Source organism: Nocardioides lianchengensis, from assembly GCF_900101465.1.
GTDB lineage: Bacteria > Actinomycetota > Actinomycetes > Propionibacteriales > Nocardioidaceae > Nocardioides > Nocardioides lianchengensis.
Genome location: NZ_FMZM01000007.1, coordinates 9943 through 22655 on the forward strand (window position 1 = coordinate 9943; position 12713 = coordinate 22655).

Sequence of the window (12713 nt, forward strand, 5' to 3'; positions counted from 1 at the left end):
ATCAACGGTGCGCCGGGGCCGGCGATGGCCATCTCGTCCTCGCAGCCGGGAACCCAGACGGCGGCGGCATCTGACAGGGAGTCGGTGGAGTGCATCCCGGCCCAGGTGACGGCGGCAGCGAGCTGGTCGGCCTCAGCCTGCAACTGGACAGAGCGTCGGGCGCGCACGAAGGCGAGCACCGCAGTGGCGGTGTCGCAGTCGTCGAGGTCCCGAGTGGCCATACTCATATGGTAGTCGAACAGGTGAGCGAATGGAAGTGGTTGTTCGTAGCCTTGTTCGAACGGTCGACCCGAGGTGACCGAAAGCTAGAAGCAGCCTGGTGATGGCCCTTGATCACCGCGGACGATGAGCCCCCTTGTCTCTGTAAATGTCTTTGAAACGGCCTGGTGCCAGGCGCAGACGTCACGGCAGAGGCCGACTCGAACGAGGTCAGCGGCAGGGCTGCGGGGGTCTCGACGGGCGTTCAGGACTTCGTCCTTCACTGCTCGACCACCGGCGGCGACCACCGGCGATAGTGACCGGCGGCAGGGCCCACCTACCGGAGGTCGTTCGCTGGTTGAGGGGGTCTCGACGGGCGTTCAGGACTTCGTCCTTCACTGCTCGACCACCGGCGGCGATCACCGGCGACAGTGACCGGCGGCAGGGCCCACCTACCGGAGGTCGTTTGCTGGTTGAGGGGGTCTCGACGGGCGTTCAGGACTTCGTCCTTCACGGGAGAGGCCACCGGAGGGCGGGTCAGCCGCGCAGTGCGGCGACCAGCCCGAGCACGTCGTCGACGAGCCCGCGCACGAGGGGCAGCCGCGACATCCGGACGATCCGGTCGACGACCGGGACGATCCGGGTGACCAGCTCGCGGGAGCGCAGCTGCTCGGGACTGTCGTCGTACACCCAGAAGAGGACGACGCCCATCTGGAGCAGCCACAGCAGCTCGGGCAGCTCGCGGCGCACGTTGGGGGCGAGCTTGAGGTCGGTGCCCTCGACGACCCGGGCGTAGAGCCCGGTCGAGGCGGCGCGCGCGGGCGCCGACTCGGCGCTGAAGGGGGACAGGGGCGAGCGCGGGTCGGCGGCGTTCTTGAAGAACTGTCCCGCGAACTCGTGGCTCGGGGCGGCGACGTCGAGCCACACCTCGAGGACGCCGCGCAGCCGTGCGTCGAAGGCGGTCTCCCGCTCGAGCACGTCGGCGGCCGCGTCGGCGTGCTCGTCCTGCATCCGGTCGTAGAAGGCCTGGATCAGGTGTTCCTTGGAGCCGAAGTAGTAGTAGGCGTTGCCGACCGAGACGCCGGCCTCGGCCGCGATGGCCCGCATCGTGGTCCGGTCGTAGCCGTCGCGGCGGAAAAGCCGCATCGCCGACTCCAGGATGGTGCCGCGGGTCTGCTCAGCCTTGGGCGAGCGGGGCGCAGGATCCGGCACAGGGCTCAGGGTAGTCACCCCTCTCGCGAACCGGGGCGGAGTGCAGCAGGTGACGCAGTCCGGCGGCCGAGTACGCCGCACCGCGGGCGAGGGGCAGCCACTGCGGTCGGGCCAGCCGCTCGGCGAGGCCGCGGTGCGCCCGGGTGGCCCACAGGCACATCACCCAGGCGTGCTCGTTGGTCCACACCGACCCGTCCGACCCGACGACCGTGATGTCGCGCAGCGTCGCCGCGTGGTCGAGCGTGGGGAACATCCGCCGGGCCGTCTCCGACCCGGCCGGCACCAGGTCGAGCGGCACCAGGAACGGCTGGCCGGCCAGCCACGACGCGAACCGCCGGCAGAGCGGGCAGCCCGGGTCGTGCAGGACGACGAGCCGGTCGACGTCGATCACGGGAGCGTCACCGCCCCGGCGCCGGGTACGGCGCGGCGTACGGCGCCACGTGCGCCTGGGGCGGGACGGGTGCGCTGCGGAGCGACTCCATCCGGCCGCGGCGACGGATCGCGTTGAAGACGTAGACGTTGAAGAAGTGCAGGACGCCGACGACCAGGGTCACGACCCCCACCTTCACGCTGAGCTCCTCGAACAGTCCGGCGGCGTCCGGGACGGTGGTCCCGATCCGCAGGTAGAGGCTGACGAAGCCCAGGTTCAGCAGGTAGAAGCCGACGACCAGCAGCGTGTTGACGGCCTCGGCGAGTCGGTCGTTGCCGGCGAAGACGTCCTCCAGGAACACCTTCCCGTTGCGCGACAGGGTGGTGGCCACCCACACGGTCAGCGGCACGGTCACCAGCAGGTACACCACGTAGGTGGCGACGGTCCAGGTCATCTCAATCTCCTTGAACGTGTTCAAAAATGGGATGTCCCGAACTGTAGGGCAAGTTCTGAACGTGTTCAACTACAGGCCGACGGCGGTCTCGGCCGCGGCCAGCACCGGCGCCGCCAGAGCGCGGGCGCGGACCGCGCCGGCGTCGTACACCTCCGAGACGTGGGCGGCGTCGGCCGCGAGCTCGGCGTAGCGCCGCTGCAGCGGCCCGAGCTCGGCCACCACCGCGTCGGTCACCGCCTTCTTCAGGGCGCCGTACGTCGTCAGCCCGTCGGCCGACCCGCCGCAGGCGAGCAGGATCTCCAGCAGGTTGGTGACCCCGGGCTTCGCGGCTCGGTCCGCGCGGACGGCGGCCGGTCCGGTCTCGGAGTCGGTGACCGCGCGCGCCACCTTCCGTCGTACGACGTCCGGCGGGTCGAGCAGGAAGATGCTGCCGGCGGCGTCGGCCGACTTGCTCATCTTGCGGGTCGGCTCGGCGAGGTCCATGACCCGCGCCCCGGCCGCGGGTGTGACGGCCTCGGGCACGGTGAAGACCTCGCCGTACGTCCGGTTGAAGCGGAGGGCGAGGTCGCGGGTCAGCTCGACGTGCTGGCGCTGGTCGTCGCCGACGGGGACCTGGGTCGGGCGGTAGAGCAGGATGTCGGCCGCCATCAGCACCGGGTAGGTGAGCAGCGAGGTCCGCGACGACGAGCGGCCCTTCTCCTTGTACTGGATCATCCGCCCCAGCTCGCCGGTGGTCGCGACGCACTCGAGCAGGTAGGCCAGCTCCCGGTGAGCAGGTACGGCGCTCTGCCGGAACAGCGTCGCCCGGTCCAGGCCGGCCGCCAGCAGCAGCGTGGCCATCTCGAGCGATCGCGCGCGCAGCTCGGCCGGGTCGTGGGGGACGGTCATCGCGTGCAGGTCGGACAGCCCGTAGAGGGCGTCGTCCTGTCGAGCGGCCATCGGTCGCAGCGCGCCGAGCAGGTTGCCGAGCGTGAGCCGGCCGGAGGGGGTGAGGAGGGAGAGGGTGCGGGTCATCGGAGCTCCTGGGACGAAGGTGGGGTGAGGCCCACCGGGAGCGCCGAGAAATCGACGACGGCCGCCCGGAGGGCGGCCGTGGGTGAAGTGCGTGCTTCAGACGTGGTCCGCCGTCAGGCGGGCCACCACTGCAGGGCGAGCGGGGTCGTGAGCACGGACACATCATGGCACGGCGGGCAACGGCGGGTAGCGTCGCGGACATGCCCGCCTGTGAGGGACCGGCGACGGTCGTCTTCGACCCGACGCTCACCGAGTACGACTTCGGTCCCGCCCACCCGATGTCGCCGCTGCGGGTCGACCTGACGATGCGGCTGGCGACCGAGCTCGGGGTGGTGGGCGCCGGCGGGCTGCGGACGGTCGCGGCCCCGATCGCCGACCTCGACCTGCTGGCCACGGTCCACGACCCGGCGATGATCGAGGCGGTGATGCGGGCTGGCCGCACGGTCGCGCCCGACGAGGCGTTCGGCCTCGGCACCGACGACAACCCGGTCTTCGCCGGGATGCACGACGCCTCCTCCCACGTCGTCGGCGCGACCGTCGAGGCGTTCCGGCAGGTGTGGAGCGGCGAGTCGCTGCACTCCGCCAGCATCTGCGGCGGCCTGCACCACGCGATGCCCGAACGGGCCAGCGGCTTCTGCATCTACAACGACGTCGCCGTCGGGATCCGCAGCCTGCTCGACCAGGGGGCGCAGCGGGTGGCCTACGTCGACGTCGACGTCCACCACGGCGACGGCGTCGAGAAGGTCTTCTGGGACGACCCGCGGGTGCTCACCATCTCCCTGCACGAGACCGGCCAGATGCTCTTCCCCGGCACCGGGTTCGCCCACGACGTGGGCGGCCCGGAAGCGCAGGGGAGTGCGGTCAACGTCGCGCTCCCGCCCGGCACCGGCGACGGCGGCTGGCTGCGCGCGTTCCATGCGGTCGTGCCCCCGCTGCTGCGCGAGTTCAAGCCCGAGGTGCTGGTCACCCAGCACGGTTGCGACTCCCACGCCGAGGATCCGCTGGCCCACCTGATGCTGACCGTGGACGGGCAGCGGGCGGCCTACCAGGCCCTGCACGACCTGGCCCATGAGGTCGCCGGCGGGCGCTGGGTGGTCACCGGCGGGGGCGGCTACGCGCTGGTCGAGGTGGTGCCGCGCGCCTGGACCCACCTGCTGGGCATCGTCGGCGGCCGGCCCGTCGACCCGCAGACCGAGACGCCGGGCGGCTGGCGCGAGTACGTCGCCGAGTACCTCGGCCGCACCGCGCCGTACCGGCTCACGGACGGGCGGAACCCGGCGTACCGCGACTGGCGCGAGGGCTACGACCCGGACACGTGGCTCGATCGGGCGGTGCACGCGACGCGCACCGAGGTCTTCCCCCTGCACGGCCTCGATCCGCTGCCCTGAGGTCGCGCTGACTCCCACACGGAGGTTCTGCAAGTCAACACGCCGTAGACCACTGGTGTTTCTTTCGTCCATCCCTTCCCACGAGTCACACCAGGCCCTATTCTCACGACAGCGCCGCCCGTGTGATCACCGGTGGGGAAGCCGGTGGCGGGCGCACAAGAAAGAGAGCTGGTGCACGATGGCTGCCAACTCGTCCGGGGACATCTCCGAAGCGAAGTTTCTGACCGTCGCCGAGGTCGCATCGATGATGCGGGTCTCGAAGATGACCGTCTACCGCCTGGTCCACAACGGTGACCTGCCCGCCGTGCGGGTCGGCCGGTCGTTCCGCGTCCGCGAGGAGGACGCGAACGAGTACCTCCGCAAGAGCTTCTACGACGCCGGCTGACCGGCCCTCGGGCCGCGATTCTCACCTGCCACCCTGCGGCGGATAGGCTGTCTTGGTCCTGCGGTGTCTCCGCCGGATCGCCTCACAGCTGTTGAAAGGTATCCCGTGGGTTCTGTCATCAAGAAGCGGCGCAAGCGTATGGCCAAGAAGAAGCACCGCAAGCTGCTGAAGAAGACGCGCGTCCAGCGCCGCAAGCTCGGCAAGTAAGCCACCTCCCAGGTCGAGGGGTCGCCATGGGCAGCGCCGGCTCGGTCGTCCTGGTCACGGGCGTGTCCCGCGACCTGGGGCGGAAGTTCGCGCGGTCCGTCGCAGCCGACCCTGCCGTCGACCGGGTGATCGGAGTCGACGTCGTCCCCCCGCGGGGCGACCTCGGCGACGTCTCGTTCGTCCGCGCGGACATCCGCAACCCGGTGATCGCCAAGGTGATCGCCAAGGAGGACGTCGACACCGTCGTCCACATGAGCGTCATCTCGACGCCGGGGAGCGCCGGCGGGCGCAACAGCATGAAAGAGCTGAACGTCATCGGGACGATGCAGCTCCTCGCCGCGTGCCAGAAGGCACCCGGGCTGCGCAACCTCGTGGTCAAGTCGACGACCACCATGTACGGCGCGAGCAGTCGCGATCCTGCGATGTTCACCGAGGACATGGAGCCCCGGCGCGCCCCGCGCTCGGGCTACGCGAAGGACGTCGCCGAGATCGAGGGCTACGTCCGCGGCTTCGCCCGGCGGCGCTCCGACGTACGCGTGGCGACGATCCGGGCGGCCAACGTCATCGGGCCCTACGTCTCGAGCCCGATCACGTCGTACTTCCGTCTGCCGGTGATCCCGACCGTGCTCGGCTTCGACGCGCGGTTGCAGTTCCTCCACGAGCAGGACCTGCTCGAGGTGCTGCGGCAGGCCGTGACCCGCGATGTCGCCGGCACCTTCAACGTCGCCGGCGACGGCATCCTGATGCTCTCCCAGGCGGTACGACGCCTGCAGCGCCCGACGGTGCCGATGCCTGGGATCCTGGTCGGCAACCTCGGGTCCGTGCTCCGCTCCGCCCGGCTCGCCGACTTCTCTCCCGAGCAGCTGGCGTTCCTGACCTACGGCCGAGGCGTCGACACGACCCGGATGCGCGAGGTGCTCGGTTTCGAGCCGTCGTACTCCACGGCGGAGGCGTTCGCCGACTTCGCCTCGACCCTGACGCCGACCGGCGGTCGCGCCGACCGGGCGCTCGCCGGCGTCGAGCGCCAGCTCACGACCAGCCCTGCAGTGCTCTCGGGAGGCGACCATGGGTGACGCCGAGATCATCCCCATCGGCACCCGCGGCCGGCCCGGCCGCGGCACCGGCAAGCAGCCGTCCTCGGCGGCGCGGGGCCTCGCCGGCGGGTCCAAGCCGGCGAAGCCCCGGGCGGCGACGCGTAAGGCCCGCCCGGCTCCCGAGCCGGCGGCGGTCGAGGAGCCGGTCGAGACCGTCGAGGTGCCCGAGGTGCCCGAGGTGGTCGAGGCCGCCGAGCGTCCGCCGGTGACGACGGTCGACCGCGGCCCGCTCGCCGGCATCCCCGCCGCCGACTGGCTCTCGGCGTTCCAGCACGCCGCGCTTGAGGTCTTCGGCGACCAGTGGGAGCCCCAGCTGGCTCGGTTCCTCGCCTTCCTGCGCCGCCGGGTCACCGGCGACTACGCCGTCGACGAGTACGGCTTCGACCAGGAGATCACCGAGCGCTTCTTCATGGCCGCGCTGCGCCCGATCGCCGAGCGGTGGTTCCGGATCGAGGTCCGGGGCATCGAGAACATCCCGACCGAGGGCGGCGCCCTGGTCGTCTCCAACCACTCCGGCACCGTGCCCGTCGACGGGCTGATGACGATGGTCTCGGTCCACGACCAGACCGGCCGGTTCCTCCGGCCGCTCGGCGCCGACCTGGTCTTCCGGCTGCCCGTCGTTTCGGCGCTGGCCCGCAAGAGCGGGGCCACCCTGGCCTGCACCGAGGACGCGGAGCGGATGCTGAGCGGGGGCGAGCTGGTCGGCGTGTGGCCGGAGGGCTTCAAGGGCATCGGCAAGCCCTACTCCGAGCGCTACAAGCTCCAGCGGTTCGGGCGGGGCGGCTTCGTCTCCGCCGCGCTGCGCACCGGCGTGCCGATCGTGCCGCTGTCGGTGGTCGGCGCCGAGGAGATCTACCCGCTGGTCGGCAACGTCCCGTCGCTGGCCCGGCTGCTCGGCGTCCCCTACATCCCCATCACGCCGCTGTTCCCGCTGCTAGGGCCGCTCGGCCTGGTGCCGCTGCCGTCGAAGTGGCTGCTGGAGTTCGGCGAGCCGATCCGCACCGACGAGTACGACCGGGGTGCTGCGGACGACCCGATGCTGGTCTTCAACGTCACCGACCAGGTGCGCGAGACGATCCAGCAGACCCTCTACTCGCTGCTGATGAAGCGGGAGTCGGTCTTCCGCTGACCGGAGTGGTCAGGGCTTGGTGGTCGGCTTCGGCGGGTTGAGCAGTCCGCCCACGATGTCGCCGACGCCTTCGAGCGTGTCGGTCACGATCGGGATCTCGGGGTCCTCGGTGGGCGTCGCGCTGCTGCCGCCGCCGAGCAGCCCGTTGACCAGGTCCTCGACGGGGTTCTTGCCACCCGAGCCGCCGGAGCCGCCGGAGCCGCCCGAGCCGCCGGAGCCGCCCGAGCCGTTGCCGCCACCCGGCGTGGGCAGGGGTACGGCGGGCGCGGTCGGGACCCCGGCCGAGGGCGCGGACTTCCCGGGCTTCGGGGAGGCCGGCTTGCCCCCGCCCGAACCGGGCTGGGGGTCGGCCGTCGTCGGGGCCTGGCCGGTCCCGGAGGAGATCAGCTGGTCGAGGGTGTTGCCGACCGGCTGGAGGAGCGACTGCGGCAGCTGGGTCAGCGACACCACGCAGCTGGGGCAGGCCTGTTGGACGGCGGCCTCGATCGCGGTCAGCACGTTGCCGACCGGCACCAGGGCCTCGCGCACCTCGTCGGTGGCATCGGAGGCCAGCTGGTCGAGGAGGGTGAAGCCGCGGTCGGTGAAGTCCTGCAGCTCGCTCAGCGCCTCGTCGTCGCCGTCGGCGTCGTAGGCGGCGAGCAGCAGGTCGCTGGCCTCGGTCGCCTGGGCCGTGAACAGCACGACGGTCTCCTCGACCGCGCGGACGTCGACCTCGCCGGATGCCGAGGCACGGGTGAGCCGGTCGACCTCCTCGAGCCGGCCGCTCGCGTTGGCCAGCAGCGTCGAGCCCTTCTGCTCGTCGTCGACGCTGAGCCCGGTGTGGGCGTTCTCGATGGCCCTCTTGAGCGGGTAGAGCACGTCGCCCGGGAGCGCGGACTGCGCGGCGACCGCCATCGAGGTGGTCGCGCCGATGATGGCGAACCCGCCGACGACGGCGGCCAGCCGGCGCTCGCGGGGGGAGCGGCGCGTCACGGTGAGCCGATCCTGGACGGCGGCGGTCGGCGCGGCGGGGACCAGCTCGGTCTCGGCCGCGATCATCAGCCGCTCGCGGAGGTCGGCGACGAAGGCGGGCCGGGGCTCGACCGGGGCGGTCGCGCGGAGCGTGCCCACCAGCGCCAGAAGCTCGTCGTACCGTGCGGGGTCGACCGGCCCGGTCGAGGTTCCCTCGACCAGGGAGTCGAACTCCTCGGCGCGTCTGCGCGCCGCGAACACGGGGCTCATCGGTGGATCCGTCCTGTCGTCTCGGCCATGACCGGGCGCGCGGTGGCGCTCCCGGACGAACGTTTCAACGACGGGCGGACGGCGGAGGTTACGGCGTGTGACGCAGGCGTCAGGAGGAATTCAGCACGGGTGCTCATCAGCCGCGGATCCCCTCGGGCATCAGCTTGGCGAGGTTGCGCACCCCACGCAGCTGGAGCTGCTTGATCGCGCCGTCGCTGCGGCCCAGCACGGCGGCCGTCTCGGCGATGCTCATGCCCTGCAGGAACCGCATCACCAGGCAGTCGCGCTGCTCGACGGGCAGCTCGGTCAGGGCCCGCAGCAGGATCTCGTTGGTCAGCCCGGCCAGCACCGCGGCCTCGGGGCCCTCGGTGGCGTCGTCGTGCTGACCCATGTCCTCGGTGGCCATCTCCAGCCGGGTCCGGCCCGCCTTGAAGTGGTCGGTGGCCAGGTTGCGCGCGATGGTCATCAGCCAGGCGCCGAAGTCCTTGCCCTGCCAGCGGAAGCTGGTCATGCTCCGCAGCGCCCGGAAGAAGGTCTCCGAGGTCAGGTCCTCGGCGAGCGTGCTCGAGCGGGTCCGGTAGAAGAGGAAGCGGTAGACCGAGCCCTGGTAGTGGTCGTAGAGCAGGCCGAACGCCTCGGAGTCGCTCTGACGGGCCAGCTCGACCAGGGCGATCAGCCGGGTGCGCTCGGCCTCGGACTCCTCCGAGGAGGCGGCCAGCTCGCTGTCGTCGTACGACGAGCCGGGGCCGGTCGGGACCGGGCCACCGTCGCCGGTGAGCGCTTCGGCCAGGAGCATCCCGGGACCCGGGGTGGCGAGGGGCGGCGGGGCCAGCAGCCGCGCGACCTCGGCGCGCAGGGCATCGAGCCCCCGCGCGGCGTCGCGCACGCCATCGCCACCGTGCCACGGCATCTGGTCGATCCCCTCCCGGAAACGCTCAGCCCCATCGAGCGTTCTTCCCACCTTACGCACGAGTAGTCCGGCATGTGAACGAAACCGTCCGCAAAATCCCGGGCGCGGAGAGGGCGGGTCAGTGCCGCCGGCGGACGGCCAGACCCGCCGCGACCGCACCGGTGGCGGCGCCGGTCATGGCGCCGACCAGGAGCCCGGCGCGAGCGGCCTTGCGTCCGGTGCGGTAGTCGCGAACCCGCCAGCCCTGCTCGCGGGCGTGGGCCCGCAGCCGGGCGTCGGGATTGATGGCGCACGGGTCGCCCACCATCGAGAGCATCGGGAGGTCGTTGTAGGAGTCGGAGTACGCCGAGCAGGCCGCCAGCTCGAGCTCCTCGCGCGCGGCGAGCGCCTTGACCGCCTCCGCCTTGGCCGGCCCGTGCAGCATGTCGCCGACCAGTCGTCCGGTGTAGACGCCGTCGTCGTGCTCGGCGACGGTGCCCATCGCCCCGGTCAGCCCGAGCCGGCGGGCGATGATCTGGGCGATCTCGATCGGCGCGGCCGTGACCAGCCAGACCCGCTGGCCCTGGTCGAGGTGCATCTGGGCGAGGGCGCGGGTGCCGGGCCAGATCCGGTGGGCCATCGCCTCGTCGAAGATCTCCTCGCCCAGCTCCTCGAGCTCGGTGACGGTGTGGCCGGCGATGAAGGAGAGCGCTGAGTTGCGAGCGTCGGCGACGTGCTCGGGGTCCTCGACGCCGACCACCCGGAAGTAGGCCTGCTTCCAGGCGGCGCCCGCGATCTCGCGGGTGGTGAAGAACTTGCGGCGGTGCAGGCCGCGGGCCAGGTGGAAGATGCTCGCGCCCTGCATCACGGTGTTGTCGACGTCGAAGAACGCCGCCGAGCGGGCGTCGGCCGGGGTGTGCAGGGCCGTCTCGACCTCGGCGGCCGCCGCGGCGGCCTCGCCGGCCAGCGTGGACCGCTGCTGGAGGTTGGGGAGGCTGCGCCGTTCGGCGGGCGGGGTCACCTGGCCAGGGTAGAGCCCCGACCGGTGTCCGGAGGAGTCCGCCGCGTGCCGTTGCGTGGTGTGGAAGTATCCCTCCATGCCTGCCTCAGCCGAGGTTCCCGACGTCCGTGACGTGGCCGACCTGGTCGCCGCCGCCGCTGTGGAGAGCCCGGACAAGCTGGCGGTCGTCGAGGCCGGCGGTCGCAGCATGACCTGGGCGGAGCTCGACGACGAGGTCGGCCGGATCGCGACCGGCCTCGGCGCTGCGGGCATCGTCGCCGGCTACCGCGTGATGCTGGTGCTCGGCAACCGCCTGGAGTTCGTCGCGACGTACCTCGGGGTGCTGCGCTCGCAGGCGGTCGCCGTACCCGTGAACCCGCTGGCGACCCCGGGTGAGCTGGCCCGGATGATCGCCGACTCCGGGGCGAAGATGGTGGTGACCGACGTCGACGCGGTGCGGGTCGTCCGCGAGGGCGTCGCGCTGCTCGCCCGGGCCGTCGACGACCACGCCGCGGGCCGCGACCCCGAGCTCGACCCCGAGCTGCTGACCCGGGCGGTCACGCCGCGCGTCGTGGTCGCGGGGGCCACGCTGCTGCCCGGCGAGCGCTCCTACGACCACCTGCGCGCCGATCGGGCCCGGTTCGTCCCGCCGCTCCAGGACCCCGAGAAGCTCGCGTGCCTCCTCTACACCAGCGGCACCTCGGGCCGCCCCCGCGCGGCGATGCTCACCCACCGCGCCCTGCTCGCCAACATCGAGCAGGTCGCGGTCGTCGACCCGCCGATGATGCACGGCGACGACGTCGTTCTCGGCGTGCTGCCGCTCTTCCACGTCTACGGCCTCAACGCGGTGCTCGGCGGTGTCGTGCGGCACCGCGCCAAGCTGGTGCTGGTCGAGCGTTTCGACCCTCAGGGCACCCTCGACATCATCGACGACGAGGCCTGCAGCGTCGTCCCGGTGGCCCCGCCGGTGTTCGCCTACTGGCGGGGCGAGGACCACCTGGCCGAACGGCTCGGCCCGGTCCGACTGGTGCTGTCCGGCTCCGCGCCGCTCGCCCCCGAGCTCGTCGAGGAGTTCGTCGCGAGCACCGAGATCCCGGTGCACCAGGGCTACGGCCTCACCGAGGCGTCCCCGGTGGTGACCAGCACCCTCTGCAGCACGCGGCCACCGGCGGCGGGCTCGGTCGGTGCCGCGCTGCCCGGGATCGACCTGCGCCTGATCGACGACGCCGGCCGCGAGCCCGAGGGGGAGGACCCCGGGCAGATCCAGGTGCGGGGGGCCAACCTCTTCAGCGGCTACTGGCCCGACGGCGCCGACGGCCCGGACGACGACGGCTGGTGGTCGACCGGCGACGTCGGCTTCCTCGACGCCGAGGGCGACCTCTTCCTCGTCGACCGGCTCAAGGAGATGGTCATCGTCTCCGGGTTCAACGTCTACCCGGTCGAGGTCGAGGAGGTCATCCGCGAGCTCGACCAGGTGCTGGAGGCCGCCGTCATCGGCGTCGCCGACGAGCACACGGGCGAGGCCGTGGTCGCCTACGTCGTGGCGACCGGTGACGACCCGGCCACCGTCGGCGCCGCCGTCCGCGACCACTGCGAGGCCCGGTTGGCCCGCTTCAAGCGCCCGCAGCGCATCGAGGTCGTCGCCGAGCTCCCGCTCACCGTCACGGGCAAGGTGCAGAAGGGCCGGCTGCGCGGCATCGAACGCCGCCGCGCGCTGGGCCTGCTGGAGGAGGCGCCGTGACCGCCCGGGTCACGCTCTACTCCAAGCCGGGGTGCCACCTGTGCGACGACGCCCGTGCGGTGGTCGCGCGGGTCTGCGCCGAGCTCGGTGAGGAGTACGACGAGATCTCGATCCTCGACGACCCCGCCCTGCTCGAGCGGTACGGCGAGGAGATCCCGGTGACCCTGGTCGACGGCCGGCAGCACGACTTCTGGCGGGTCAGCGAGGACCGGTTGCGCACGGCTCTCACCTCGTAGCCACCCCTCCGCGGGTGGGACATGTCACATGTGCTAGGCCTGCCCCCGGACCAGGCTTCCGCCGGTTTGTTCTCTCGTTCACAAACTCCTACAGTGAGCGAGCCGTCGGACGAATCCGGGCTGCGCCGGCCCCCATCTGCGGCAGCTACTTGCCCCTCGTGGCATGGAGAGAAGA

15 protein-coding genes are annotated in these 12713 nt (G+C 72.0%); 7 read left to right on the top strand and 8 right to left on the bottom strand.

What is annotated here, in order from left to right:
- The 5 genes from BLT76_RS25720 to trpS form a co-directional block, all read right to left on the bottom strand.
- On the bottom strand, window positions 1–221 hold a 221-nt coding region (locus BLT76_RS25720), incomplete at its 3' end, for a hypothetical protein (RefSeq protein ID WP_211752945.1).
- Window positions 222–735: 514 nt separating this feature from the next.
- Window positions 736–1410: a TetR family transcriptional regulator gene (locus tag BLT76_RS13365; RefSeq protein ID WP_244509398.1), complete on the bottom strand. Its 675-nt coding sequence runs from the start codon at window positions 1408–1410 to the stop codon at window positions 736–738.
- Window positions 1376–1801: a thiol-disulfide oxidoreductase DCC family protein gene (locus tag BLT76_RS13370; RefSeq protein ID WP_090856705.1), complete on the bottom strand. Its 426-nt coding sequence runs from the start codon at window positions 1799–1801 to the stop codon at window positions 1376–1378. Before BLT76_RS13370 ends, BLT76_RS13365 begins: the two co-directional genes overlap by 35 nt.
- Window positions 1802–1808: 7 nt before the next feature.
- Window positions 1809–2234 (bottom strand): hypothetical protein, encoded by a 426-nt coding sequence (locus BLT76_RS13375; RefSeq protein ID WP_090856708.1) that lies wholly within the window; start codon window positions 2232–2234, stop codon window positions 1809–1811.
- 69 nt (window positions 2235–2303) lie between these two features.
- A complete protein-coding gene (gene trpS, locus BLT76_RS13380) occupies window positions 2304–3248 on the bottom strand; it encodes a tryptophan--tRNA ligase (RefSeq protein WP_090856712.1) in 945 nt (314 codons plus the stop codon).
- Between the two features lie 200 nt (window positions 3249–3448).
- Here trpS and BLT76_RS13385 point away from each other — a divergent pair, with 200 nt between their 5' ends.
- The 5 genes from BLT76_RS13385 (at window position 3449) to BLT76_RS13405 (ending at window position 7451) form a co-directional block, all read left to right on the top strand.
- On the top strand, window positions 3449–4636 hold the full coding sequence (locus BLT76_RS13385) for an acetoin utilization protein AcuC (RefSeq protein ID WP_090856715.1): 1188 nt from the start codon (window positions 3449–3451) through the stop codon (window positions 4634–4636).
- A 178-nt stretch (window positions 4637–4814) separates the two neighbouring features.
- Entirely contained in the window at window positions 4815–5021 is a 207-nt protein-coding gene (locus tag BLT76_RS13390; RefSeq protein ID WP_090856718.1) for a helix-turn-helix domain-containing protein, read from the top strand.
- 105 nt (window positions 5022–5126) lie between these two features.
- Entirely contained in the window at window positions 5127–5228 is a 102-nt protein-coding gene (locus tag BLT76_RS13395; RefSeq protein WP_008356322.1) for a 30S ribosomal protein bS22, read from the top strand.
- A gap of 26 nt (window positions 5229–5254) precedes the next feature.
- Window positions 5255–6301 (top strand): NAD-dependent epimerase/dehydratase family protein, encoded by a 1047-nt coding sequence (locus tag BLT76_RS13400; RefSeq protein ID WP_090856721.1) that lies wholly within the window; start codon window positions 5255–5257, stop codon window positions 6299–6301.
- Complete coding sequence (locus BLT76_RS13405) at window positions 6294–7451, top strand: lysophospholipid acyltransferase family protein (RefSeq protein ID WP_090856724.1); 1158 nt, start codon at window positions 6294–6296, stop codon at window positions 7449–7451. The genes BLT76_RS13400 and BLT76_RS13405 overlap by 8 nt, the downstream gene beginning before the upstream one ends.
- Before the next feature lie 9 nt (window positions 7452–7460).
- Here the strand turns inward: BLT76_RS13405 and BLT76_RS25725 are convergent, their stop codons facing one another.
- The 3 genes from BLT76_RS25725 to BLT76_RS13420 form a co-directional block, all read right to left on the bottom strand.
- Window positions 7461–8672 carry a DUF5667 domain-containing protein gene (locus BLT76_RS25725; RefSeq protein WP_170867051.1) on the bottom strand — a complete coding sequence of 404 codons (1212 nt, stop codon included), beginning with the start codon at window positions 8670–8672 and terminating at the stop codon, window positions 7461–7463.
- 136 nt (window positions 8673–8808) lie between these two features.
- Window positions 8809–9582 carry a sigma-70 family RNA polymerase sigma factor gene (locus BLT76_RS13415; protein ID WP_090856727.1) on the bottom strand — a complete coding sequence of 258 codons (774 nt, stop codon included), beginning with the start codon at window positions 9580–9582 and terminating at the stop codon, window positions 8809–8811.
- A gap of 118 nt (window positions 9583–9700) precedes the next feature.
- Window positions 9701–10582 (bottom strand): HAD family hydrolase, encoded by an 882-nt coding sequence (locus BLT76_RS13420; protein ID WP_244509399.1) that lies wholly within the window; start codon window positions 10580–10582, stop codon window positions 9701–9703.
- Window positions 10583–10658: 76 nt separating this feature from the next.
- Between BLT76_RS13420 and BLT76_RS13425 the strand changes: the two genes are divergently transcribed.
- Both BLT76_RS13425 and BLT76_RS13430 read left to right on the top strand, forming a co-directional pair.
- The gene (locus BLT76_RS13425; protein WP_090856732.1) at window positions 10659–12302 is read left to right on the top strand and encodes a class I adenylate-forming enzyme family protein; all 1644 of its coding nucleotides are present in this window, start codon (window positions 10659–10661) and stop codon (window positions 12300–12302) included.
- On the top strand, window positions 12299–12538 hold the full coding sequence (locus tag BLT76_RS13430; protein ID WP_090856735.1) for a glutaredoxin family protein: 240 nt from the start codon (window positions 12299–12301) through the stop codon (window positions 12536–12538). Before BLT76_RS13425 ends, BLT76_RS13430 begins: the two co-directional genes overlap by 4 nt.
- The last annotated feature ends 175 nt before the right edge of the window (window positions 12539–12713 follow it).

Bases quoted from the DNA above. Each gene is read 5' to 3' on its own strand.
- BLT76_RS13400 (WP_090856721.1), top strand. From the start codon at position 5,255: ATGGGCAGCGCCGGCTCGGTCGTCCTGGTCACGGGCGTGTCCCGCGAC.
- BLT76_RS13425 (WP_090856732.1), top strand. From the start codon at position 10,659: ATGCCTGCCTCAGCCGAGGTTCCCGACGTCCGTGACGTGGCCGACCTG.
- BLT76_RS13405 (WP_090856724.1), top strand. From the start codon at position 6,294: ATGGGTGACGCCGAGATCATCCCCATCGGCACCCGCGGCCGGCCCGGC.
- BLT76_RS13375 (WP_090856708.1), bottom strand. From the start codon at position 2,234: ATGACCTGGACCGTCGCCACCTACGTGGTGTACCTGCTGGTGACCGTG.
- trpS (WP_090856712.1), bottom strand. From the start codon at position 3,248: ATGACCCGCACCCTCTCCCTCCTCACCCCCTCCGGCCGGCTCACGCTC.
- BLT76_RS13390 (WP_090856718.1), top strand. From the start codon at position 4,815: ATGGCTGCCAACTCGTCCGGGGACATCTCCGAAGCGAAGTTTCTGACC.
- BLT76_RS13415 (WP_090856727.1), bottom strand. From the start codon at position 9,582: ATGCCGTGGCACGGTGGCGATGGCGTGCGCGACGCCGCGCGGGGGCTC.
- BLT76_RS13385 (WP_090856715.1), top strand. From the start codon at position 3,449: ATGCCCGCCTGTGAGGGACCGGCGACGGTCGTCTTCGACCCGACGCTC.
- BLT76_RS25725 (WP_170867051.1), bottom strand. From the start codon at position 8,672: ATGAGCCCCGTGTTCGCGGCGCGCAGACGCGCCGAGGAGTTCGACTCC.